Raw genomic sequence first — 22,327 nt, forward strand, 5'->3', positions numbered from 1 at the left:
ACCAACGCACTCACCCGCACATTCAGATCCACCCCACGACCCCCCGCATCCACCACCGTGTGGTCGACCTCCATACCGTCGCCGACCGGCATCGGGCCGAAGACGTCGGCGGCGGAGGTGCCGGCGAGGCGGGCGGGGAGGCGGGGATCGAGCTTCCGGAGCATGCGGTCGGCCGCCGGGTTGAGGTCGAGGATGCGGCCGGAGAGGTCGGCCGTCAGGACCATGTCACTGATCATGTCGAAGACGTGCGTGCGCTCCACGGCCACGAGTTCGTGCAGGGAGCGGCGGACCAGCGACCAGTAGACCACGACCGTGGTGACGCAGAACCCGACCGGGGTCAGGTAGTCGACGCGGACGACGCCGAGCGTGCTCACCACGTTGAGCAGAAGGGGAGGAAGGGTGGCCAGCAGGGTGGAGCCGTACAGGCCGCGCTGGAGGCGGGAGCCGCGCAGCCAGGCTCCGAACAGGCGGCCGACGCCGGTGGCGAGCAGGGAGTAGCTGTAGGCGGTGTGCGCCCAGAACAGCGGGCCGACGCCGGTTCCGGTGTCGACCCCCAGGCCGGCGGGGTCCAGGGCGGTGATGAACCAGTGGTGCCAGGAGTTGGTCAGGAGCGCGGCGAGGACGAGCACGGGCTCGACCGCCAGCCACAGGGCCGTACGGCGCGACAGCCGCCAGGTGCGGTCGACCACGGCCAGCGACAGGCAGTGGAAACCCGCGGGCATGGCGCAGACGGCGGCGAACTTGATGATCAGCAGCGATTGGAGGGCTTCGAGGTCCTCGTTGAACACCAGCAGGCCGTCCGCCGTGGACCACACGCCGATGCCCGCGGCGACGGCCGCCAGGGTGCCCACCGCCGGCGTCACGCGCCTGCGCCGCCAGCCGACCACGGCCACGACGAACGCCACCACCGCCGACAGCATGAAGAGCAGGGCCCGGAACGGCTCCCCCATCGCCGACGCCTCCTCTCACCGCCATGCCTGCCGGAAATGCGAACTCCCATCGGCACGTCCGCGCCTCGACATGAGGGATTGACGGCGTCGCGGTGAACACACGGTGCGCGGACCGGCACGGAGGGTGGGATCCGGAGGCCTTCCCGGGCCTGCGGTGGCGGGCCGGAACGGCGCGCCGCGGCTTCGTGAAGGGGGTGAAGGAGGACTCGTCCGGAACGGACGAGGCGGGAAAGGGGGAGTGTTCGCTCCTTTCCACTTTCAACCTATAGCGCACCGGGGGGCTTGCGGCAAGGCCCCGGGCGTGCCGCACAATGGGCGGCCGATCCCAGGACCTGCAAGAAAACGGGGGTACGAAGTGCGTGTTCCGCTACCGTCACATGGACGCGGGGACGGCGGACCGGCGGTGGGGGCCCCGGAGCGGGGTGATGCCGCGAGCCCTCCGGCCACCGGTGTGTTCGACCTTCCCGGCCATCTGTCCGCCAAGGCCGATCCGGTGCTCATCGCCGGCGACGAGCGGCACTTCGCGGCCGTCGCGGAGAGCCTGGAGCAGTCGGTCGCCGAACTGTCCGGCCGCCTCGACGCCGAGCGCAGGGCGCCCGGCAGAGGCGGCCGGCAGGCGGTGGACCGGGACATGGAGATCCACCGGCTGACCGCCCGCCTGCGCACGCTGCGCCGCTTCGGTCTGGACCTGTGCCTGGGGCGCATGGTCGGCGCGGACGACCCCGAACCCGTCTACGTCGGGCGGCTCGGCCTCACCGACAGCGCGGGCCGGCGGCTGCTGGTCGACTGGCGCTCGCCCGCGGCCGAGCCGTTCTTCGGCGCCACCCACGCCGACCCGATGGGCCTGGCGAGCCGCCGCAGATATCGCTGGACCCGCGGCCGGATCAGCGACTACTGGGACGAGGTGTTCACCCCGGACGGGTTCGAAGGGCACGCCGCGCTCGACGACCAGTCCGCCTTCATCGCCAGCCTGGGCGTCAACCGGTCGGCGCGGATGCGGGACGTGCTCTCCACCATCCAGGCCGACCAGGACGCCGTCATCCGCGCGGGCTCCCGCGGCGCCCTGGTCGTCGACGGCGGCCCGGGCACGGGCAAGACCGTCGTCGCGCTGCACCGCTCCGCCTACCTCCTCTACTCCGACCCCCGGCTGGGGCACCGCCGGGGCGGCGTGCTGTTCGTCGGCCCGCACCGGCCCTACCTGGCCTACGTCTCCGACGTCCTGCCCAGCCTCGGGGAGGAGGGCGTGCAGACCTGCACCCTGCGGGACCTCGTCCCCGAGGGCGCCGCGGCGGCGGTCGAGGCCGACCCGGACGTGGCCCGCCTGAAGTCGTCCGCGGACATGGTCAGGGCGATCGAGCCGGCCGTCAGGTTCTACGAGAACCCGCCCGCCGAAGGGATGACGGTCACGACCCACTGGGCCGACGTCCGGCTGAGCGCCGCCGACTGGGCGGAGGCGTTCGAGGCGCCGGAGCCCGGCACCCCGCACAACGAGGCGCGCGACCGGATCTGGGAGGAACTGCTCACGATCCTGGCGGACAAGCACGGCGACGACGTCCCGGACGACCTGCTCCGCAGGTCGCTGCTGCGCAACCGGGAGCTGCTGGCGGCCTTCAACCGCGCGTGGCCGCTGATCGAGGCGGCCGACCTCGTCGGGGACCTGTGGTCGGTGCCCGCCTACCTGAGGATGTGCGCGCCCTGGCTCGACCCCGGCGACGTCCGCAGGCTGCAGCGCGCGGACGCCCAGGCCTGGACGGTGTCCGACCTGCCGCTCCTGGACGCGGCGCGGCAGCGGCTCGGCGACCCGGAGGCGTGGCGGCGCAGGCGCCGCCGGGAAGCCTCCGTCGCCGCCCAGCGCGAGCGCATGGCGCAGGTCGTCGACGACCTGATCGAGGCCGACGACTCCGAGATGCTCGTGATGTCGATGCTGCGCGGCCAGGACATGAAGGACGCCCTGGTCGACGAGACCGCGCTGCCCGGCACCGAACCGGACCGGCTCGCCGGCCCGTTCGCGCACATCGTGGTGGACGAGGCCCAGGAACTGACGGACGCGGAGTGGCAGATGCTGCTGCTGCGCTGCCCGTCCCGGAGCTTCACCATCGTCGGGGACCGCGCCCAGGCCAGGCACGGGTTCACCGAGTCGTGGCGGGAACGGCTGGAGCGGGTCGGGTTCGACCGGATCGACCTGGCCTCCCTGAACATCAACTACCGGACGCCGGAGGAGATCATGGCGGAGGCCGAGCCGGTCATCCGGGCCGCGCTCCCGGACGCCAACGTGCCGACCTCCATCCGCAGCGGCGGCGTCCCCGTCGCGTACGGCTCCGCCGCGGAGCTGAGGCCGGTCCTGGACTCCTGGCTCGCCGCACACGCCGACGGGACCGCCTGCGTCATCGGTGATCCCGGGTTCCGGGAGACGTCCCGCGTCCGGTCGCTGACCCCGGAGCTGGCGAAGGGGCTCGAGTTCGACCTGGTCGTCCTCGTCGACCCGGAGGAGTTCGGCGAGGGCGTCGAGGGAGCCGTCGACCGCTATGTCGCGATGACCCGGGCGACCCAGCGGCTCGTCGTCCTCACCAGCCCCTGACGTGCGCCGGTCGCCTGCGGGCCCGGCCGGGTCCCCGGGCGGCCGGTCGATTTTGTTGCTGTAATGGCAAGAAAGTTTGCCAGAATGTGGCAGTCGGGCGGATGCTCTCCGGTGAACGGAGGTGCTCCATGAACGAGCGAACAGAGCGGGTCGAGGGTGCCGCCGCCCGGGGCGGGCGGCGCTACGAGGTCGTGGTGGTGGGCGGCGGGGCCGCCGGTCTGAGCGGGGCGCTGACCCTGGCCAGGGCCCGCCGGTCGGTGCTGGTCATCGACTCCGGCAGCCCGCGCAACGCCCCGGCGGAGGGCGTCCACACCTACCTGGGGCGGGAGGGCCTGCCTCCCGCGGAGCTGCTGGCCACGGGCCGCCGGGAGGTGACCGGTTACGGCGGCGAGATCGCCGAGGGGACCGCCGTGACCGCCGAACGCCTGGCGGACGGCGGTTTCCGGGTCGTCCTGGACGACGGGTCCTCGGTCGTGGCCGACCGGCTGCTGGTGACCACCGGCCTGGTCGACGAACTGCCGGACGTGCCCGGCCTGGCCGAGCGGTGGGGACGCGAGGTGCTGCACTGCCCGTACTGCCACGGCTGGGAGGTGCGCGACCAGGCGATCGGGATCCTGGCCGTCGGGCCGCTCGCGGTCCACCAGGCGCTGATGTGGCGGCAGTGGAGCCGGGAGGTGACCCTGTTCCAGCACACCGCGCCCGCGTTCACCGCCGAGGAGTACGAGCAGCTGGCCGCCCGCGACGTCACCGTGGTGGACGGGAAGGTGACCGGACTGGAGGTGACCGGCGACCGGCTCACCGGCATGACCCTGGCCGACGGCCGGACGGTCCCGTGCCGGGCGGTGGTGACCACCGCCCGGCTGGCCGCCCGCGGCGGCGTCCTGGCCGGTCTGGGCCTCGAACCCGTCGATACGGAGATGGCCGGGCACGTCGTCGGCAGCCGCATCGACGCCGACCCGTTCGGAGCGACGCGGGTGCCCGGGGTGTGGGTGGCCGGCAACGTCACCTCCCCGGTCGACACGGTCATCGCGGCCGCCGCCGCGGGCGTGCGCGCCGGGGCGGCGATCAACGCCGACCTGACCGCCGAGGCCACCCGCCGGGCCGTCGCCGCCCGCCGCGCCCCCTTCTCCGCGGAGGCCGAGCGGGAGGTCGCCGAGCGCGTGCTGGGCGACCGCCGGCACGGCCTGTGACCCGACCGGCGCACCGTGGCCACGGCTGCCGGCCTGACCCGGAGGTCAGGCCGCGCCGTCGAGGAGCGGGACCAACTGCTCCTCCTCGTAGGCCAGGTGGGCCTCGAGCTCGTCCGCGAGCCGCTCGACCTCGGAGAGCACCGACTTCGGGTCCGGGCCGTCGCCGGAGAGCACCCGCTGCAGCTCCTCCATCAGGGCCGCGATCCTGCGGTGCTCCCGGTCCAGCCGCTCCATGGTGGGGGCGAGCTCGGGGTACTGCGCGGCCAGGGCGGGGAACATCCCGGCGTCCTCGTTGGTGTGGTGGTGGTGCAGGCCCTGGCAGAGGGTCAGGCAGTTCACCCGGAGCTGGGCGCCCAGCCCGGGACCCGACGCGGCGACCTCCTCGCGGATCAGGGCGAGTTCCCGCCGGAACGCGCCGTGGATCAGCTTCAGCGTCTCGCCCCACGAAGACGCGGGCATGCCGCTGAACGCGACCTGCCGCAGGGCGACGACGGGGATGACGCGCGACGTCCGGTCCTGGTAGGCGGCCCAGCCGGGGTCGGCCTCGACCGCGCGGGCGAAGGCTCGGTCGCGTTCGGCGCCCTCCAGCACGACGGCCTCCGCCTCGTAGGTGAAGACGCCGTCCTCGACGGTGACGCGCGGGTCGGCGACCAGGTTGTGGAACCAGTCGGGGTGCTTCGGCGCGCCGGCGGCCGAGGCGATGACCAGGACCCGCTCACCGCCGTCGGGAAGGTAGCCGACCGGGGTCGTGTGCGGGGCGCCGGACCGCGCCCCGGTGGTGGTCAGCAGGAGCAGCCGGGAGCCCTCGAAGGGACCGCCGACCCGTCCGCCGTTGGCACGGAACTCCTCGATGACCTGCTGGTTGAAATCGTTCGGCATTCTCTGTTTTCTTCTCCTGGGAAAAAGCTTCCGCGGGCCGTGCGCGGGCATGGCGAATGACCGCCCGGTGGGCGGGGAAAGCGTGCCGCGGGCGGCCTCGGCCGCGGCACGGGAAATGCAGGGATATGCGGATGTGCGCAGGGACCCGGAATTCGGGAAACGACGGGGGCACACCGGTCGAAACGACGGGGGCACACCGGTTGTCCGGGGGCCGGGATCCCGTCGCCGGGCCGGTGACGTTCGCCGCCGGATCACCGCACCGCCGGATCACCCCGCCGGCGGGCCCGGAAACCGCCGGAAGGCGGAGGGACGGGCACACGGGAGGGCACGGGGCAGGCCGTACGGCACGCCGTGCGGAGACACCGCGCGGGGCGCGGGGAGAAAGAAAGAAGGCGGGCCTCTGGCCGGCCGGGCGCTCACGCCTCGGCCGGGTGCCCCACTCGCTTGTGGCCCATGGCCGACCCGGCAGTCACAGAGATGACCTTAATGCCGGAAACGCCCTGAGGCAACGTGGATTTCCCGCCGGATACGACACGGCGGATTCCAGAATCGCGGACGGCACGTCGCGGGGAAACCACTGTGGAGCGATTCGATCCGGATGATCCGATCCGGGGCGGCGGGAGACCGGCCGCCGCGGGCCGGTGTCCTCCCGGCGCGCGGGCCGGCGTTCTCCCGGTGTCCTCCCGGCGGCGGGCCGTACGGCCCGCCGCCTCAGACGCCGGTGACGATGTTCATCGACCAGTCGACGGCCTTCAGGTACGCGTGCGCCAGGTCCTCGCCGTGCGCGTCGCCGGTCTCGGGCAGCCGCCCCGACTCGTAGGCGCGCGCGGTGGTCACCACGCTGCCGAGCGGGCCGCCCTCCTCGACGATCGCGAACGACACGTCGTGGCTCAGCGCCAGGTGGGCGATCAGCTCCTCCGCGGGCACGCCCAGCAGGTCGGCGATGCCGCTCAGGAGCCCCACCGTGAAGGCCTTGTCGCTGGGCAGGCCCAGCGAGCGGGACAGCAGCTGGCACAGCCGGGCCCGCATGAGGACGTGGGACATGCGCTCGTTGTCGACGTCGCCGTCGACGCCCACGACGTCGCTGAGCAGCATCAGCGTCACCCAGTGCCGCAGGCGCTGGGTGCCCAGGATCACGACCGCGTCGTTGATCGAGGAGATCTCGCTCCACAGGCCGGTCGCGGCGGAGTTCGCGGCGCGCAGGATGCGGTAGGACAGCGCCGGATCGGAGCTGATGATCTCCGTGATCTCGTCGATGTCGGTGTCCTCGTCGGCGAGCTTGCTGATCAGCTCCAGGTGGCGCAGCCGGCTGGGCTCCAGCGTGTCGAGGGACAGCACGCGGGGCCGGCCCAGCAGGTAGCCCTGGAAGAACTCGAACCCGAGCCCGCGCGCGAACTCCAGGTCCTCCTCGGTCTCCAGCCGCTCGGCCACCAGGTGCACGCCCTCGTAGGCGCGGCAGACCGCGATGCGCTCACGCAGCAGCTCGGGGTCGATCCCGGAAACCTCCAGCTTGACGTAGGAGGCCACCTCCAGCAGGCGCTCGTGGTCGTTGCCGAGCACGAAGTCGTCCAGGGCGATGGCGAAGCCCTGCGCCGCGAGCCTGCGCACGCCCTCGATCACCTCGTCGTCGATCTGGACGGTCTCGAGGACCTCCAGCACGACGGATCCGGAGTCGAACGGGAGCGGCAGCTCGCCCACGAGGAACTCGCGGGTCAGGTTGATGAAGCACAGGTTCGGCCCCGCCAGCCGCTCCAGGCCGAACTCGCTGAACGCGTTGACGATCACCTGGCTGGTGGCCTCGGCGCCGCGCGCGGTCGCTCCCTTGGCCTGCGAATGGGAGCGGAACAGAAGTTCGTACGCCACCAGGGCGCCGTCCCCGTCGTGGATCGGCTGGCGTCCGATGTGGATGCGGTGCCAGCCGCTGTCGACCGGCGCGTCGGCGAGATGCATGTGATTCTCATCGTCGGGACAGGGCTGCATGTGAGGAATCTCCGCAGGAAATGGGTACGGCCCGCAGATCGGCGGGTCCGCGGACTGATGACGCTACCGGGGCGGCCCGGGCGCGGCAGGGCATCGGCCGGAGACACGACCGGCCGCGGCGGCTCCGCTCCCGGTCCGCTCCGGAACCGCTCCCGCTGCGCCACCGCCCCCGGCCGATCCACCCCCGGCCCGCCGGGAACCGCTCCCGTCCCCGGCGGGCCTGCGGCCCGGGCCGACCCGTTACCGCAGCCCGCTCCGGGGGACGAGAACTCTGTGGCATCGCACACCGCGGCAGGGCCGCTCGCCGGGCGGGGAACCGGACCGGACCGGACGCCGGGGCCCGGTCCGGCGGGCGGGGTGCCGCCGGGGGCGGCGCTGCGCCGTACCGCCGTGTTCGCCGCGCTGTACCTGGCGGCCACGCTCGCCGGGCGGATGACCCTGATCGAGGGGACCACTCTCAGCCTGGTGTGGCCCGCCGCGGGGGTGTCGGTGCTGTGGTTCCTGGCGCAGCGCCACGCCCGGACGCGGTGGCCGGATGTGGCGGCGTTCGCGGTGTGCACGCTCGCCGCCAACGTGTGGACCGGCGCCTCCCCAGCGCTCGCCGCCTGCTTCGCGGCGGCCAACCTGGCCCAGGTGGGGGCGTTCCTGATCCTGTTCGGGCGATTATCCCCGGAGTCCTGGGCGGCCGAGGGCCTGGGCGAGCTCGTCCGGGTGCGGCAGCTGTGGCGGCTGCTGCAGGCCGCAGCCGGGGCCACGCTCTGCGGGGCGGCCGTCGTCTCGGCCGGGTTGTGGCTGATCGGCGCCCAGGTGTCGTGGCTGGGCACGTCGGTGTGGATCGCGCGCAACATCGTCAGCATCGTGCTGATCGGCGGGGTCGGGCTGCGCCTGGCGGCGCTGTTCCGCGTCCACCCCCTGCGCCCTGGGCCCGGCTCCGCCTGGTCCGCCGCGCGGGACGCGCTGCGCACGGCCCCCCGGTGGCGGAAGGCCGAGTACGCGGCCCTGGTGCTGGCGTCCGCCACGGCGTACGTCGTGGCGTTCGGCCTGAACCACGGCCTGCCCCTGGCGTTCCCGCTGCTCGTGGTGACGGTCTGGGCCGGCCTGCGCTTCAACACGACCTTCGTCGTCCTGCACGACCTGCTCGTCGGCGCGACCGCCATCCTGTTCACCCTGTACGGGCACGGGCCGTTCGCGACGATCGGCTCGCCGCCCGTCCGGGCGTTCGTGGCGCAGGCCTTCGTCGCGATGGTCGCCGTGGTCGGGCTCGCGCTCGCGCTCGGCCGCGACGAGCGCGACGCGCTCCTGCGGCAGCTCGCCGCCGCCGAGGAGTCCGCCTCCGCGCAGGCCGGGCTCCTGGCCACGATCGTGGACGCCATGCACGACGGGCTGGTCGTGATCGACTCCGCGGGGCGCTTCCTCATGCGCAACCGCGCCGCCGCGGACCTGCTCGACGACCTGGGGCCGCCCAGCGCCCCCGCTCCCGGTACGGCAGGCGTCGACGTCGGGCACTTCGGGCTGTTCCACCCCGACGGCACTCCCATGGACGAGGCGGAGCTGCCGTACCGGCATGCCCTGGCCGGCCGGGAGATCCGCGCCGTGGACCTGCTCGTGCGCAACCGTGCCATGCCCGAGGGCCGCATGTTCAGCGTCAGCGCGACCCGCCTGCCCACCGAGGCCGGGGGCGAGGCCGCGGTCGTGGTGGTCTTCCACGACGTCACCGCCGAACGCCGCGACCGCGACGAGCTCGCCGCGTTCGCCGGGGTCGTCGCGCACGACCTGCGCAACCCCCTGTCGGCCGTGGACGGCTGGATCGACGTCCTGGACGAGACCGTCGAGGCTGTTCCCGGCGGCGCGCCGGACATGGCCGTCGAGAGCATCGCCCGCATCCGGCACGCCTCCGCCCGCATGCGCAACCTGATCAACGACCTGCTCACGCACAGCGTCTCCCGGGCCGCGGCGCTGTCCCCGGTCCCGGTCGACCTGGGGGAGACCGTGCGGGAGGTCATCGCCACGCGCGGCGGCGACGACGCGGCGGCGGGCAGGGAGCGGCGGCCGCGGCCCCGCCTCCACGTCGGAGACCTGCCCCGGGTGCAGGCCGACCCGGTGCTGCTGCGCCAGCTGCTGGACAACCTGATCGGCAACGCGACCAAGTACGTCGCGCCGGGCGCCGTACCGGAGATCACCGTCACCGCAGGGCCCGCGGAGGAGGAGGGGTGGGTCCGCGTCGAGGTCGCCGACCGCGGCATCGGCATCCCGCCCGGGCAGCACGAGGCGGTCTTCGAGAACTTCCACCGCGCCCACCACATCGCCGGCTACACCGGCAGCGGCCTGGGCCTGGCCATCTGCAAGCGCATCGTGGAACGCCACGGCGGCACCATCGGCGCCCGGGACAACCCCGGCGGCGGGACCCGGTTCCACTTCACCCTGCCGGCCGCCCCCTGAGATCCCCCTCGATGGGACGGCCCCTGGACGCCGGACGGCCCCCGGGCGGCGTCCGCGGGTGCGCGGCGCCGACCGGGGGCCGGAAGGAACGGTGCGCCGCCCGGGAGGGCCCGGCGGCGGCCCGGCCGGGGCGGGGCCCGGTGCCGGGGCGGAGCTCAGTCGGCGTTGGCGGACAGGCTCGGCTTCTGGTTGATCCTGCGGCGCTCGTCGTAGACCACCGCGTACGGGTAGGAGGTCATCAGCGCCGGCTCGTGCCTGCTGTAGTGGTGCCCGCAGAACAGGAGGTCCTTGTTCCGGCGGAAGACGACACGGACGAACGCCTGGGCTCCGCACTGGTCACACCGGTCGGCGATCTGCAGCGGGTCGGTCTGCGGAATCATCTCAGCCGTGATCGTCATCACTGCCCCCCATGCGGTTCTAGGTCTTCGAGTCATACGGAGTCGGTCCCCGCTACCATCGGCCGCCCGCGGCGGCACCTGAGAAAGGTGCGCCGATCCGGCCGCCCGCCGCCGCGGCCGCCCTAACGGCGGTCGGGTCCGGGGGCGGAGTACAGCGGGCCTCCGTCGGCGCCCCCGTCGGAGCCGCCACCGGGGCCCCCGCCGGCGCCGCCGGTCCCGTCCTCGGTGAGCGCGTCCCGGCCGGTGATCCCGGGGACCACCGGCAGCGTGAAGACGAAGCGGGTCCCGCCCCCTGAGTTCTCCTCCGCCCGGATCTCCCCGCCGTGCTGGTCGACGATCCGGCGGCAGATGGCCAGCCCCAGCCCCGTGCCCGGGTAGCCCTCGCTCCCGCGCGCCCGGCCGAAGGCCGCGAAGACCGCGTCGCGCTGGTCCGGGGCGATCCCGATGCCGTGGTCGGCGACCGTGATGCGCCACATCGGACCGTCGCGCTCGGCGCTGACGTCGATCTGCGCCACGGTGCCGTGCCGGACGTACTTGACGGCGTTGCCGATCAGGTTGTCCATGACCTGCCGGAGCCTCGCCGGGTCGGCGGTGACCACCGGCAGGCGGCCGATCTCGATGTGCGGCCGGTCGTGCCGGAGATGGGCGGTGCGGTCCATGACGATGTCGGCGACCAGCCGCTCCAGGTCGACCTCGGCCGGCTCCAGCGAGGCGTCCCCGGCGCCGGCGTAGGCGAGCAGGTCGTCGATGAGCCGCTGCATCCTGCCCGTGCCGCCCCGGATGCGCTGCAGCCAGCCGCTCACCTGCTCGCCCGCGCCGTCGGCGAGGTGGTCCTCCACCAGCTCGGAGTAGCCCGCGATCACGGTGAGGGGGGACTTCAGGTCGTGGGCCGCGACGGCGGCGAACCTCTCCAGCTCGGTCTCCCGCTCGCGCAGCCGGGCCTCCACCCGGCGGCGCTCGGCGATGTCGGCCTTCAGCGCCGCGGTCGCCTGCTCCACGTGCGCCAGCGCCCGGTCGCGCGAGGTGGCCAGGACCAGCACCAGACCGGCCAGCAGGAGGCTGATCACCGCCCCGCCGGCCAGGACCACCAGGTGCAGGCGGTTCTCGGCGGCGGAGGCGAGGCCCGTCGTGGGGTCGACCTGGAGCCGCCACGTACGGCCGGCGACGTCCATGGTGGTCTCGCGGTGCAGGCGGGCGTCGGCGAGCGGCTCCCCGGCCCGTACGGTGGCCATCGGGCGCTCCCCGCCCGGCGCGGAGACGTCGGAGAGCGTCACGTTGACCCTGCCCTGGGAGACCTGCCGCAGCGTGCCGTCGATGAAGTCGCCGCCCCGCACGCCCATCACCAGCCAGCCGCGCAGCAGCCCGGCGTCGGGCGCGTCGCCCGCGCCGTAGACCGGGGCGACCAGCACGAACGACGTCTGCTGCCGGGCGGCGGGCAGCATCCGGTCCCGGAGCAGCACGTAGGCGCGGCTCGCGGTGACCTGTCCGCCGGCGCGGGCGGCGTCCAGCGCCTCGGAGGGCTCGCGGGCGGCCATCAGGTCCGAGCCGAGGGCGGGCGAGACCGTGTCCAGGCTCCGGTCGAGCACCACGAACCGGTGCTCGGCGGTGCCCACCGGCCGCAGGCTCAGGTTCGCCGCCCCCTTGCGCCGCCAGGCCCGCTGTACGGCCTGCACCCGCGCGTCGGGGACGGAGACGACGTAGCCCACGTCGGTGATACCGGGCATCCCCCGGAACGCGAGCCGGAAGGTGAGCGCCTCGAAGTCCTGGGCGGTCAGGTCCTCCTGCACGCCCACCGAGGCCGCCAGGTGGCCGAGGGTCTCCGCGCGCCGGTAGGCCTCACCGGCCACGGCGGCGCGCACGGCCTCCAGGTGGCGGTCCATGCGCTCGTCGGCCTGCCGGCCCTGCGCGCCCGCCAGGGTCACGGCCATCAGGAAGGAGACGGCCAGTCCGGCCACCAGCAGGACGCAGGCCGGGACCACGCCGCCGGTACGGCCCGGCCGGCGGGGACGGCGCACAACGGGCAGAGGCATGGTGGTCCTATCGACGGAGGACGGCGGCGGCGTCCTCCTCCGCGGCGCCGCCGCCCCGCCGGTCGGGCACGGCGCAGGCGGCGTCCGGCCGAGGACGCCTCTTCGTTGTCCATCGGACGCGGCGGGAGCCAGTTGAGGACCATCGGACGCGGCGGGAGCCGGTTGAGGACCACGGGACCGGCCGGGCCGCGGCTAAACGCGCCGGACCGGGTATGAACCGCCGATCGGGGCAGTCCCGGCAGCGAACCGTCGTGGAGTTGATCATGGCTGGCATTCTGATCGTCGAGGACGACATCGACATCCGGGACCTGACCGTGTTCCGGCTGGAGCAGAGCGGCCACACGGTGCGCGCGGCCAACGACGGGACCGAGGCGCTGGCCGCGCTGGAGCAGGAGCGGCCGGACCTGGTCATCCTCGACTGGATGATGCCGGGCCTGCCGGGACCGGAGGTGTGCCGCAGGCTGCGCGCCATGCCCGGCATGGAGGGCGTGGTGGTGCTCATGCTGACGTCGAAGGCGCAGGAGGCCGACGTGGAGGAGGGCTTCCGGGCGGGCGCCGACGACTACATGATCAAGCCGTTCAGCCCGCGCGAGCTGGCGGCCCGCGTCGGCGCCCTCCTGGCCCGCTCCCGTCCTTGAGCCCGCCCCCCCGACCCTGACCCCCGCCCTTGGCCCCGGACCGCCGTCCCGGAAGCCCCGCCGAGCGGGGCCCGACTACGGTTCGTGGGGAATCAAACGCGAAAAGTAGCGTGCAACCAACCTGCACCCGTCTTATAACCGTTTTCGCAACAAAGCAGGACTTAACGTAGTGGTCACCTTACGGAAAGCAACACCCGGTGGCGTCCCACCGCCGGCCGCGCGTGACTCACGGAGGAGTGACCCATGACCACCCGTCTCCTGCTCAAGCTCCAGGCCCTGCGCGACGACTCCGAGCGCGGCGCCACCGCCGTGGAGTACGGCCTCATGGTCGCCCTCATCGCCGCCGTCATCGTCGGCACCGTGATCCTGCTCGGCCAGGGCCTCGACCTGAAGTTCAACGAGATCCTCGGGCAGATCGGCTGATCGTCCGCGGCTCCTCCGGCGAGCGCGGCGCCGCCTCCGTGGAGACGGCGCTGATGCTCCCGGTGATCCTGTTCCTGCTGTTCGCGATCATCGATTTCGGGCGGATGTTCAACGCCCAGATCACGCTCACCGAGGCGGCCCGGGAGGGTGCGAGGGCCGTGGCCCTCGGCCACTCCGCCGGGCCCCGCGTGCGGTCGGCCGCGCAGGGCCTGTCACCCCTGACGGTCACGGCGACCGGCTGCTCCACGACTCCCGGCCCCGACGCCGACGCCGTCGTCGAGGTCGGGCACGCCTTCGAGTTCATCACCCCCGTGGCGGGACTCGCCACGATGTTCGGCGGCGGCCTGGACGGGCCGGTGACCCTGTCCGGCAGAGGAGTCATGCCATGTCTCGGCTGAACCCGCCCGCGAGCCCGCTCGCGGGCGCCTCCGCCGCGGCGCCGTCCGGGCGGGCACGCCGGTGAGATCACGGCTCCTCATGCTGCTGGCCGCCCTGGCCCTGGCCGCGCTGGGCACCGCCGCGGTGCTCTCCTACGTCTCCGGCGCCGAGTCCCGCGCGCTGGCGGGCAAGAAGGCGGTCACCGTACTGGTCGCCGCCGAACGCATCCCGGCCGGGACCACCGGCGAGCGCGTGCGCACCGGCGGCTACGCCGAAGCGGTGCGGATGCCCGCCGAGACCGTCCCGGCCGACGCGCTGGGCGCGCTCGACGCCTCCCTGGACGCGCTGCAGGTCACCGCGGAGATCCAGCCGCGCCAGCTGCTGCTGCGCGGCGCGTTCGCCGAGCCGAGCCCGGCCGCGGGCGGGCTGGAGATCCCCGAGGGCAGGATGGCCGTCGCGGTGGAGCTGAGCGCCGCCGCCGACGTCGCCGGCTACGTGCGCCCCGGCACCCGGGTGGCCGTCTTCGACACCTTCAACGTCCTCAAGGGCGAGCAGGGCGTCCCCTCCGGCGACCGGCTCGCCGAGGGGCACACCGTCAACCGGGCCACCCGGGTGCTGCTGCCCCGCGTCGAGGTGCTGGCCGTCGGCCCGCGCCCCGCCGCACCCGAGACCGCCGAGCAGGAGGTGGAGCGGACCCTGCTGGTCACCGTGGCCGTCAACCAGGACGAGGCCGAACGGCTGGTGCACGCCGCCCAGACCGGCACCCTCTACCTGGGCCTGCTCACCGACACCACCGACGTCGGCCCCGGCGCCGGAGTCGACAACCGCTCGCTGTTCCGCTGACCGGAGCGGCGGCACCGACCGGAGGGAGGCGGCGTTGACCGTCCTGTACGAGCCGCGGCCCGCCGAGGCCGCGCGGCTGGCCGCGCTCCTGGACCCGGCCGCCCGCATCGCGGCGGACCCGCACGAGCTGGCCGCGCTCCTGGCCGCCGACCCCGGCGAGCCGCTCGTGGTCTTCGGCCCCGGCGCCGGGACCGCCGAGGCGACGGCCTTCGCCGCCGAGCAGCGGCTGCGCGGCCCGGCGACCGGCGTCGTGCTGCTGCGCGCCGACGCCGGCCCCGCCCTGCTGCGGGAGGCGCTGCGCGCCGGGATCCGCGAGATCGCCGACCCCGGCGACCCGCAGGCCGTACGGCAGGCGTGCGAACGCTCGCTGGAGCTGTCGCGGCACCTGGCGGCCGCCCCCTGGCCGGGCGCCCCGGACGGGCAGGGAGCGCTCCCGGCCACCGGGGCGGAGGACGGGTCCGGCGGGCGGCCCGGCCGGATCGTCACGGTGCTGGCCACCAAGGGCGGCTGCGGCAAGACCGCGATCGCCACCAACCTCGCGGTGACGCTCGCCGCCGGCGGCCGCCACCGGGTCCTGCTCGTGGACCTGGACGTGGAGTTCGGCGACGTGGCGATCGCGCTGCAGCTCACCCCCGAGCGCGGGCTCGCCGACGCCGTCGCCATGGCCGACCGGCTCGACGAGACCGGTCTGCGCTCGCTGCTGACCTCCTACCGGCCGGGCCTGGAGACGCTGCTGGCGCCCCTGCGCCCCACCGACGGCGAGCAGATCGACGGCGCCCTGGTGGGCGAGGTGCTCCGGCTGGCCCGCGGCATGTTCGACTACGTCGTCGTCGACACGCCCCCGCACTTCTCCGACCCCGTGCTGGCCGCCCTCGACCTGACCGACCACCTGCTGGTGCTCTCGGCGCCCGACGTGCTGACGCTGAAGAACACCCGCATCGCCCTGGAAACGCTCGACCTGCTCGGCCAGCCCGCCGAGCGGCGCGTCGTGACCCTCAACCGGTCCGGCTCACCGGTCGGGCTGACCCCGCAGGACGTCGAGCGGGTGCTGAAGGTCCCGCCGCACGCGCACGTCCCTTCCAGCGCGGACGTGCCGCTCTCGCTCAACCGGGGCGTGCCGCTCGCCGCCGGCGACCCGGCCCATCCGGTCAGCCGCGCCGTCGCCGACCTCGCCGTCCGGCACCTGCACGCCGTACCGGCGCAGGAGCCCCGGCGCGGGCGCGGGCGGCGCGGATTGCTACGGCGCAGGGACGGGAGGATCTGATGGGACTCGGCGACCGCATCGCCCGGCGCCAGGCCGCCGGCGCCCCGCAGACCGGCCACCCCGCCGACCACCGGGCCGACCACCGCACCGGCCACCGGGCCGACCCAGGACCGCGGAACGGCCGAGACGGGACCGGGACGCCCGTGCAGGCGCAGGCCAGGCCGGACGACCCGCTCGCGCAGGTGCGCCGCCGCGCCCACCAGGCGCTGCTGGACGTGCTCGGCCCGCAGATGTACGCCGACATGGGCGACGACGACGACCTGCGGCGCAGGGTGCGCGAGACCATCGGCGAGGTGCTGGCCGCGGAGGAGACGCCGCTGACGGCCGCCGACCGGGCCCGCGTCGCCGCCGAGGTCGCCGACGACATCCTCGGTCACGGCCCGCTGGAACCGCTGCTGCGCGACCCCGACGTCACCGAGATCATGGTCAACGGTCCCGGCCTGGTCTTCGTGGAGCGCGCCGGGCGCATCGAGGAGGTCGGCGCGCGCTTCGCCGACGACGCCCACCTGCGGCGCGTCATCGACCGCATCGTCTCGCGGGTGGGCCGCCACGTCGACGAGGCCAGCCCGATGGTCGACGCCCGCCTGCCGGACGGCAGCCGGGTCAACGCCGTCGTCGCCCCCATCGCGCTGGACGGCTCGCTGCTGACCATCCGCAAGTTCTCCGCCGACCCCTACACCGTCGACGACCTGATCGCCTTCGGCACGTTCACCCGGCCGGTGGCCGAGGTGCTGGAGGCCTGCGTGCGCGGCCGCCTCGACATGGTGATCAGCGGCGGCACCGGTTCGGGCAAGACCACCACGCTCAACGTGCTGTCGGGCTTCGTGCCGGCCGGCGACCGCATCGTCACCATCGAGGACGCCGCCGAGCTGCAGCTGCGCCAGAAGCACGTGCTGCGCCTGGAGTCGCGGCCCGCCAACACCGAGGGCCGGGGCGAGGTGACCATCCGGGACCTGGTCCGCAACGCGCTGCGCATGCGCCCGGACCGGATCGTCGTCGGCGAGGTCCGCGACGGCGCCGCGCTCGACATGCTGCAGGCCATGAACACCGGCCACGACGGCTCCCTGACCACCGTGCACGCCAACACGCCGCGCGACACGCTGGCCCGGCTGGAGACGATGGTGCTGATGGCCGGGGTGGACCTGCCCGCGCGGGCGATCCGCGAGCAGATCGCCTCCGCCGTCGACGTCATCGTGCAGGTGACCCGGATGAAGGACGGCGTGCGCCGGATCACCCACGTCACCGAGGTGACCGGCATGGAGGGCGACATCATCACCCTCCAGGACATCTTCGCCTTCGACTACCGCGCCGGGATCGACGAGACGGGCCGCTACCGCGGCACGCTGGTGCCCACGGGGCTGCGGCCGTCGTTCCTCGACGAGATCGCCAAGGCGGGCGTCACCATCCCGCCGGGACTCTTCGGCGGCGCCCGGTGAACCCGGTGAACCCGGTGAACCCGGCGATCCGCAGGCCCCGGACCCGGGCCGGTACGGCGGGCACGGGGGCGAACACGATGGCGGATACAGCGGCGGGCACGGCGGCGGCCGCGCTGAGGGTCGTCGCACTCGGCCTGGTGACGGCCGTGCTGACCGCCCTGGCCCTGCCGCCGGCGGCGCCCGCCACCGCGGCGTCCGGTGCGGCGCCGTCCTTCACCGCGCCGTCCTTCACCGCGGTGTCCTCCGCCGCGCCGTCCGCCGCCGCGGTATCCGGTGCGGCGGTGTCCTCCGCCGCGGCGTCCGGTGCGGTGCCGTCCGGTGCCGCGGCGGACGATCCCTCACTGGCGGTCAGCGCCGTACGGGTCCTCCCCGGCGCCGCGGAGTTCTACCTGACGGCCCGCGACCTGCCCGAAGGCGCCTCCCTGGAGGAGGCCGAGATCACCGTGCGCGCCGGGGACGTACGGCTGGCCGCCACCGCCGCACCGGCGGGGACCGGGGGCGCGCCCGGACCGGCCAGGAGCGTCGTGATCGTCTTCGACGCCAGCGGTTCGATGTCCGGACCGGCCATGACCCAGGCGCGCAACGCCGCGCTCCGCTACGCCCGCGCCGTGCCCGCCGACGTCCGGCTCGGCCTGGTGCGGGTCGGCGACCGGGCCGAGACCCTGCTGGAGCCCACCGGCGACCGCGGGGCGTTCGCCGCGGCGGTGCGCGGCATGCGGGCGTCCGGCAGCACGGCCCTGTACGACGGCGTCGCCGCCGGCCGGGAACTGCTGGCCGGCCGGGGCGGCGACCGGCGGCTGCTCGTCCTGTCCGACGGGGCCGACACCTCCTCCGGCACCTCCCTGAACCTGCTCGCCCTGCACCTGCGGCGGGATCCGGTCCCCGTCGACGTGGTGGCGTTCGGCACCCGGGCCGACGAGGAGGCGCTGCGGCGGCTGGCCGCGTCCGGCAGCGGGCGGGTCCGCCGCGCCGCCGAGGGCGGGGAGCTGGCGGCGGCGTTCCTGTCGGCGGCGGCCTCGTTCTCCGCACCGGTCCTGGTCACCGTACGGGTGCCCGGCTCCCTGGCCGGCCGGACCGCGCGCCTGACCGTCGAGGTGCGGCCCGGCGGGAAGGCCGCGGACCCCGGCCGGCCGGCGGACGCCTCCTCCCCGGCGGGCACTCCTTCCATCCGCACTCCGCCGACCGGCACGCCCTCGACCGGCACTCCGCCGACCGCGAGCGCGACCGTGACCGTGGACTTCGCAGCCGGGCCCCGGGCCGTCCCCTCCGCGGTTCCCCCCGCGGCCGTCGCCGTCCCCGCCGGGCCGCCCGCCTGGCTGTACCCGGCCGGGGGCGCCGCGCTGCTGCTGTCCCTGGCGGCGGCCGCCGCGGCGTTCGCCCGGCCCCGGCGCGGCCTGCCCGCCGACCGGCTCGCCCAGCTCGACCGCTTCACGCAGCGCCGCGCCGCACCCGCGGGCGGCTCCGGCACGGCGGCCGGGGCGGTCCTCGGCGTGCCGGGCGCGGCCCTGGCCCTCACCGAGAAGGTGGTGCGCGCCCGCGGACGCCACGAGCGCATCACCGCCCGGCTCGAGGAGGCGGGCATGAAACTGCTGCCCCACGAGTGGACGCTGCTGCGGGTCGGCGTCGCGTTCGGCGGCGCGCTCCTGGTCGGCCTGCTGCTGTCCCCCGCGGCGGGGATCCTGCTCGGGCCCGGCCCGGCCTGGGCGGGCTGCGAGCTGTACCGGCGGCACCGGGCGGACCGGCGGGCCCGGCTGTTCGCCGAGCACCTGCCCGACGCCCTGCAGCTGGTCGTCGGCTCGCTGCGCTCCGGATTCTCCCTCGGGCAGGCGCTGGCCGCCCTGGTGCGGGAGTCGGCCGAACCCGTCAGCACCGAGTTCGGCCGGGCCCTGGCCGAGACCCGGCTCGGCGTCGACCTGGAGGACGCGCTGGAGAAGACCGCCGGACGCACCCGGTGCCGGGACCTGTCCTGGCTGGTCATGGCCATCCGCATCCAGCGCGAGGTCGGCGGCAACCTGGCCGAGATCATGGCGACCGCGGTGGGCACCATGCGCGAGCGCGCCCGGCTCCGCCGCCACGTGCGCGCGCTCACCGCCGAGGGCCGCCTGTCGGCCTACGTCCTGATCGCGCTGCCGATCGGCATCGGCGCCTGGATGTTCCTCATCCGCGGGGAGTACGTGCGCCCCCTCTACACCGAGCCGCTCGGCGTCGCCATGCTCTGCGCCGCGGTGCTGCTGGTCGCCGTCGGCGCCTTCTGGATGAGCCGCCTGATCAAGGTGGAGGTCTGAACCGGTGGGGGCACTGACGCTGATGGCCGGGTTCGGGGCGCTGATCGGCGCCGTCGTGCTCGCCTGGAGGGCGCTGACCGCGGGCCGCGGCGGGCGGAGGGTGGCGGCGGCGCGGCTGGCCGCCGTCGAGGACGTCTACGGCGCGGGCGCGGCGCCCCCCGAGCCCGCGGCGGAGCCGTTCGCCGACCGCGTGCTCCGCCCGCTCGCCGCCAGGTTCGGCGAGCTCGGCCGCAGGCTCACCCCCGCCGGGCTGGTCGCCCGGCTGCACCGCTCGCTGTCGTACGCGGGCAACCCGCCGAAGTGGCCCGCCGAGCGGGTCATGCAGGCCAAGGGCCTGGGCCTGGCGGGCGGCGCCCTGCTGGGCCCGCTGTACGGTTCCGGCCTCGGCGGCTCCGGGGCGCTGATCGGCGCGGTGGCGGGCGCGGCCGCCGGGTTCCTCCTACCCGACCTGCTGATCTACAACCTCGGCGTGCGCCGCCAGCAGGAGATCGCCAGGACCCTCCCGGACGTGCTGGACATGCTCACCGTCAGCGTGGAGGCGGGCCTGGGCTTCGACGCGGCCGTGGCGCAGGTGCGGTCCAACGCCGAGGGTCCGATGGCGGGCGAGTTCGCCCGGGTGCTGCGCGAGATGCAGATCGGCAAGCCTCGCAGCGACGCGCTGCGGGCCATGGCGGGCCGCACGACCGTGGTGGAGCTGCGCGGCTTCGCCGCCGCGGTGGTGCAGGCCGGGGAGCTCGGCGTGCCGATCGCGAACGTGCTGCGCGAGCAGTCCAGGGAGATGCGGCTGCGCCGCCGCCAGCGCGCCGAGGAGGCCGCGCAGAAGGTCCCCATCAAGATTCTCTTTCCGCTGCTGTTCTGCCTCTTCCCCGCCCTCTTCGTGATCATCATAGGCCCGGGCGCCCTGCGCATCATGGAGCTCCTCGGCACCTGAGCGGCCGGGCCTGCCCGCTCCGGCCGCGATGGCGCCGGCGGGCCGCGCTCCCTCGGCCGAGGGGTTCCTGACCCGCCCGGGGGCGGCGTCCGGCCGATGGGAGCAGTGGTTAGCTTTGTGTGTTCGACTGTTACGGAGTGTCATCGTCGGCTCGTCCTCGCGCCCGGGAGCGAGCCGGTCGCCGGTCCGCCGAGCGGCACGGGAATGTCAGCTTGCGGTGACTCCTCCGCTCCCTGAAGGGAGCGGCTTCTCGCTTTCCTCTGCCGAGGTGGGCGACGGACAAGCCCTGCCCGCTTCAAGCAAAAAAACTGTAACAGGGAAGCGATTCCCCTGCCGGGTGAACCCGGCAGTCCCCTCGCTAGATCTGATGGATCCGGAGGTGCCGTGGCCCAGGCCGACAGCGAGAGCAGACTGCGCGACCGGTTCGCCGTGCTCCTCGGCCCGGTGGCGTGGCTGCTGCTGGTGGCGCTCGCGGCGGGCACGTGGACGTGGGCCGGCCGGTTCCTGCGGACCGCGGAGGACGGGGGCCTGGCCCAGCGCACCCAGGTCGCGGCCGCCTTCACCCGGTCCTACCTGACCGGGCTCGCGACCAGGCAGCGGCAGGACGCCGCCAGGGTCCTGGCCGACCGGACCGTCAGCCAGGAGCGGCTGGAGGTGTTCGGGGCGGGACTGGGCTACACGTCCATGATCCTGCTCGACGACCGCGGCCGGGCCATGCTCACCTGGCCGTCGCAGCCCGCCCTGGTCGGGCGGGACCTGGCGGACGAACTGGAGCACGTCCGCCTGGCCCTGCAGCAGGACCGGATCACCGTCTCCGGCGTGTACGCGTCGGTGGTGGTCCCCGGCCGGTCCCTCACCGCGATCGCCGTGCCGTTCCCGACCCCCTACGGGCGGCGGGTCTTCTCCGGAGGGCTCGTCGCGGCCGACAGCCCGCTCGGCGACTACCTGCGCGAGGCGGTCGTCCCCCGCGGCGGCCACGCCTACCTGATCGACCGGTTCGGCAACGTCGTCGCCGCCACCAGAAGCCTGGGCCCGCAGATCGTCCCCCTGGCCCGGCTCGTCCCGCCCCTGGGCGCGGCGCTGGCGCGGAGCCCGGACGGCGACTACCGCGCGGCGGGCCAGAACTGGCACTACACCTCCGCCCCGGTCTGGCCGGACGGCTGGCGGCTGGTGACCGAGGCCCCGCACCGGAGGCTGTACGCCCCGGCGGACGAGGCGCAGCGGCGCTTCGGGGTCGTCCTGCTGGCGGCCGCGCTCTTCGGGCTGGTGGCCGTCGCCGCGATCGGGCACATCGCGCACCGCCGGCTGCAGGGGCAGCGGCAGCTGCGCCGCCAGGCCGCCGAACTGCACGCCTTCAACACCGAACTGGAGCTGCTGGCCGCCAGCATCTCCCACGACCTGCGCACCCCGCTGACCGCGATGAGCGCGTACGCCGAGGTCCTCGCCGAGCACTACCCGGGACGGATGTCCGCCGAGGAGGCGGGCCTGTTCGTGGAGAAGATCCGCTCCAACGCGGCCCGGATGGCCGACCTCATCGCCGCCCTGCTGTCGTTCTCCCGGCTGCAGCGCGGTCAGGTCGACCTGCGGCGGGTGGACCTGACCGCGCTCACCGGTCAGGTGTGGGCGGACCTGGCCGAGCACCGGGCCGGCCGCGACATCCGGTTCGACCTCGCCGACCTGCCGCC

17 protein-coding genes are annotated in these 22,327 nt (G+C 74.7%); 12 read left to right on the forward strand and 5 right to left on the reverse strand.

Annotated elements, in window-relative coordinates; all coding sequences use genetic code 11:
* Positions 1 to 950 (reverse strand): histidine kinase N-terminal 7TM domain-containing protein (locus tag IEZ07_RS34040; RefSeq protein WP_191898566.1); only part of this gene is annotated, 950 nt, incomplete at its 3' end.
* Between the two features lie 451 nt (positions 951 to 1,401).
* Here IEZ07_RS34040 and helR point away from each other — a divergent pair.
* Entirely contained in the window at positions 1,402 to 3,528 is a 2,127-nt protein-coding gene (gene helR, locus IEZ07_RS34045; RefSeq protein WP_191898567.1) for an RNA polymerase recycling motor ATPase HelR, read from the forward strand.
* A 128-nt stretch (positions 3,529 to 3,656) separates the two neighbouring features.
* Positions 3,657 to 4,718: an NAD(P)/FAD-dependent oxidoreductase gene (locus tag IEZ07_RS34050; protein ID WP_191898568.1), complete on the forward strand. Its 1,062-nt coding sequence runs from the start codon at positions 3,657 to 3,659 to the stop codon at positions 4,716 to 4,718.
* Between the two features lie 45 nt (positions 4,719 to 4,763).
* On the opposite strand, the gene IEZ07_RS34055 is transcribed toward IEZ07_RS34050, so the two are convergent.
* The gene (locus tag IEZ07_RS34055; protein ID WP_191898569.1) at positions 4,764 to 5,597 is read right to left on the reverse strand and encodes a nitroreductase/quinone reductase family protein; all 834 of its coding nucleotides are present in this window, start codon (positions 5,595 to 5,597) and stop codon (positions 4,764 to 4,766) included.
* Between the two features lie 711 nt (positions 5,598 to 6,308).
* On the reverse strand, positions 6,309 to 7,547 hold the full coding sequence (locus IEZ07_RS34060; RefSeq protein ID WP_191898570.1) for an EAL and HDOD domain-containing protein: 1,239 nt from the start codon (positions 7,545 to 7,547) through the stop codon (positions 6,309 to 6,311).
* A gap of 303 nt (positions 7,548 to 7,850) precedes the next feature.
* Between IEZ07_RS34060 and IEZ07_RS34065 the strand changes: the two genes are divergently transcribed.
* The gene (locus tag IEZ07_RS34065; protein ID WP_204054772.1) at positions 7,851 to 10,016 is read left to right on the forward strand and encodes a sensor histidine kinase; all 2,166 of its coding nucleotides are present in this window, start codon (positions 7,851 to 7,853) and stop codon (positions 10,014 to 10,016) included.
* Positions 10,017 to 10,171: 155 nt separating this feature from the next.
* Here IEZ07_RS34065 and IEZ07_RS34070 read toward each other — a convergent pair whose 3' ends face one another.
* Together IEZ07_RS34070 and IEZ07_RS34075 are read right to left on the reverse strand one after the other, a co-directional pair.
* Positions 10,172 to 10,414: a DUF7455 domain-containing protein gene (locus IEZ07_RS34070; protein WP_084009109.1), complete on the reverse strand. Its 243-nt coding sequence runs from the start codon at positions 10,412 to 10,414 to the stop codon at positions 10,172 to 10,174.
* 122 nt (positions 10,415 to 10,536) lie between these two features.
* Positions 10,537 to 12,444: a sensor histidine kinase gene (locus IEZ07_RS34075; RefSeq protein ID WP_191898571.1), complete on the reverse strand. Its 1,908-nt coding sequence runs from the start codon at positions 12,442 to 12,444 to the stop codon at positions 10,537 to 10,539.
* 263 nt (positions 12,445 to 12,707) lie between these two features.
* On the opposite strand from IEZ07_RS34075, the gene IEZ07_RS34080 reads away from it, so the two are divergent.
* The 9 genes from IEZ07_RS34080 to IEZ07_RS34120 all read left to right on the forward strand — a co-directional run.
* Positions 12,708 to 13,082, forward strand: coding sequence for a response regulator transcription factor (locus IEZ07_RS34080; protein WP_068904393.1), 375 nt, complete (start codon positions 12,708 to 12,710; stop codon positions 13,080 to 13,082).
* Between the two features lie 243 nt (positions 13,083 to 13,325).
* Positions 13,326 to 13,505 carry a Flp family type IVb pilin gene (locus IEZ07_RS34085; RefSeq protein WP_189239577.1) on the forward strand — a complete coding sequence of 60 codons (180 nt, stop codon included), beginning with the start codon at positions 13,326 to 13,328 and terminating at the stop codon, positions 13,503 to 13,505.
* Between the two features lie 38 nt (positions 13,506 to 13,543).
* Positions 13,544 to 13,903 (forward strand): TadE/TadG family type IV pilus assembly protein, encoded by a 360-nt coding sequence (locus IEZ07_RS34090; RefSeq protein WP_269435924.1) that lies wholly within the window; start codon positions 13,544 to 13,546, stop codon positions 13,901 to 13,903.
* 61 nt (positions 13,904 to 13,964) lie between these two features.
* Positions 13,965 to 14,726 carry a Flp pilus assembly protein CpaB gene (gene cpaB, locus IEZ07_RS34095; protein ID WP_153054662.1) on the forward strand — a complete coding sequence of 254 codons (762 nt, stop codon included), beginning with the start codon at positions 13,965 to 13,967 and terminating at the stop codon, positions 14,724 to 14,726.
* 34 nt (positions 14,727 to 14,760) lie between these two features.
* Positions 14,761 to 15,990 (forward strand): CpaE/TadZ family protein, encoded by a 1,230-nt coding sequence (locus IEZ07_RS34100; RefSeq protein ID WP_191898572.1) that lies wholly within the window; start codon positions 14,761 to 14,763, stop codon positions 15,988 to 15,990.
* Positions 15,990 to 17,426, forward strand: coding sequence for a TadA family conjugal transfer-associated ATPase (locus IEZ07_RS34105; protein WP_191898573.1), 1,437 nt, complete (start codon positions 15,990 to 15,992; stop codon positions 17,424 to 17,426). The genes IEZ07_RS34100 and IEZ07_RS34105 overlap by 1 nt, the downstream gene beginning before the upstream one ends.
* Positions 17,427 to 17,431: 5 nt before the next feature.
* Positions 17,432 to 19,711 (forward strand): type II secretion system F family protein, encoded by a 2,280-nt coding sequence (locus IEZ07_RS34110; RefSeq protein ID WP_191898574.1) that lies wholly within the window; start codon positions 17,432 to 17,434, stop codon positions 19,709 to 19,711.
* A gap of 4 nt (positions 19,712 to 19,715) precedes the next feature.
* A complete protein-coding gene (locus IEZ07_RS34115; RefSeq protein WP_191898575.1) occupies positions 19,716 to 20,642 on the forward strand; it encodes a type II secretion system F family protein in 927 nt (308 codons plus the stop codon).
* A 384-nt stretch (positions 20,643 to 21,026) separates the two neighbouring features.
* A partial coding sequence (locus tag IEZ07_RS34120) for a histidine kinase dimerization/phospho-acceptor domain-containing protein (protein ID WP_301549377.1) occupies positions 21,027 to 22,327 on the forward strand: 1,301 nt, incomplete at its 3' end.

Origin of the sequence: Planomonospora parontospora (genome assembly GCA_014647935.1) — a bacterium.
Taxonomy (GTDB): domain Bacteria; phylum Actinomycetota; class Actinomycetes; order Streptosporangiales; family Streptosporangiaceae; genus Planomonospora; species Planomonospora parontospora.

What these genes read in the sequence shown, in the direction of transcription:
- IEZ07_RS34050 (WP_191898568.1), top strand. Translation starts at nt 3,657, where the DNA reads ATGAACGAGCGAACAGAGCGGGTCGAGGGTGCCGCCGCCCGGGGCGGG.
- IEZ07_RS34055 (WP_191898569.1), bottom strand. Translation starts at nt 5,597, where the DNA reads ATGCCGAACGATTTCAACCAGCAGGTCATCGAGGAGTTCCGTGCCAAC.
- IEZ07_RS34060 (WP_191898570.1), bottom strand. Translation starts at nt 7,547, where the DNA reads ATGCATCTCGCCGACGCGCCGGTCGACAGCGGCTGGCACCGCATCCAC.
- IEZ07_RS34070 (WP_084009109.1), bottom strand. Translation starts at nt 10,414, where the DNA reads ATGACGATCACGGCTGAGATGATTCCGCAGACCGACCCGCTGCAGATC.
- IEZ07_RS34075 (WP_191898571.1), bottom strand. Translation starts at nt 12,444, where the DNA reads ATGCCTCTGCCCGTTGTGCGCCGTCCCCGCCGGCCGGGCCGTACCGGC.
- IEZ07_RS34080 (WP_068904393.1), top strand. Translation starts at nt 12,708, where the DNA reads ATGGCTGGCATTCTGATCGTCGAGGACGACATCGACATCCGGGACCTG.
- IEZ07_RS34085 (WP_189239577.1), top strand. Translation starts at nt 13,326, where the DNA reads ATGACCACCCGTCTCCTGCTCAAGCTCCAGGCCCTGCGCGACGACTCC.
- IEZ07_RS34105 (WP_191898573.1), top strand. Translation starts at nt 15,990, where the DNA reads ATGGGACTCGGCGACCGCATCGCCCGGCGCCAGGCCGCCGGCGCCCCG.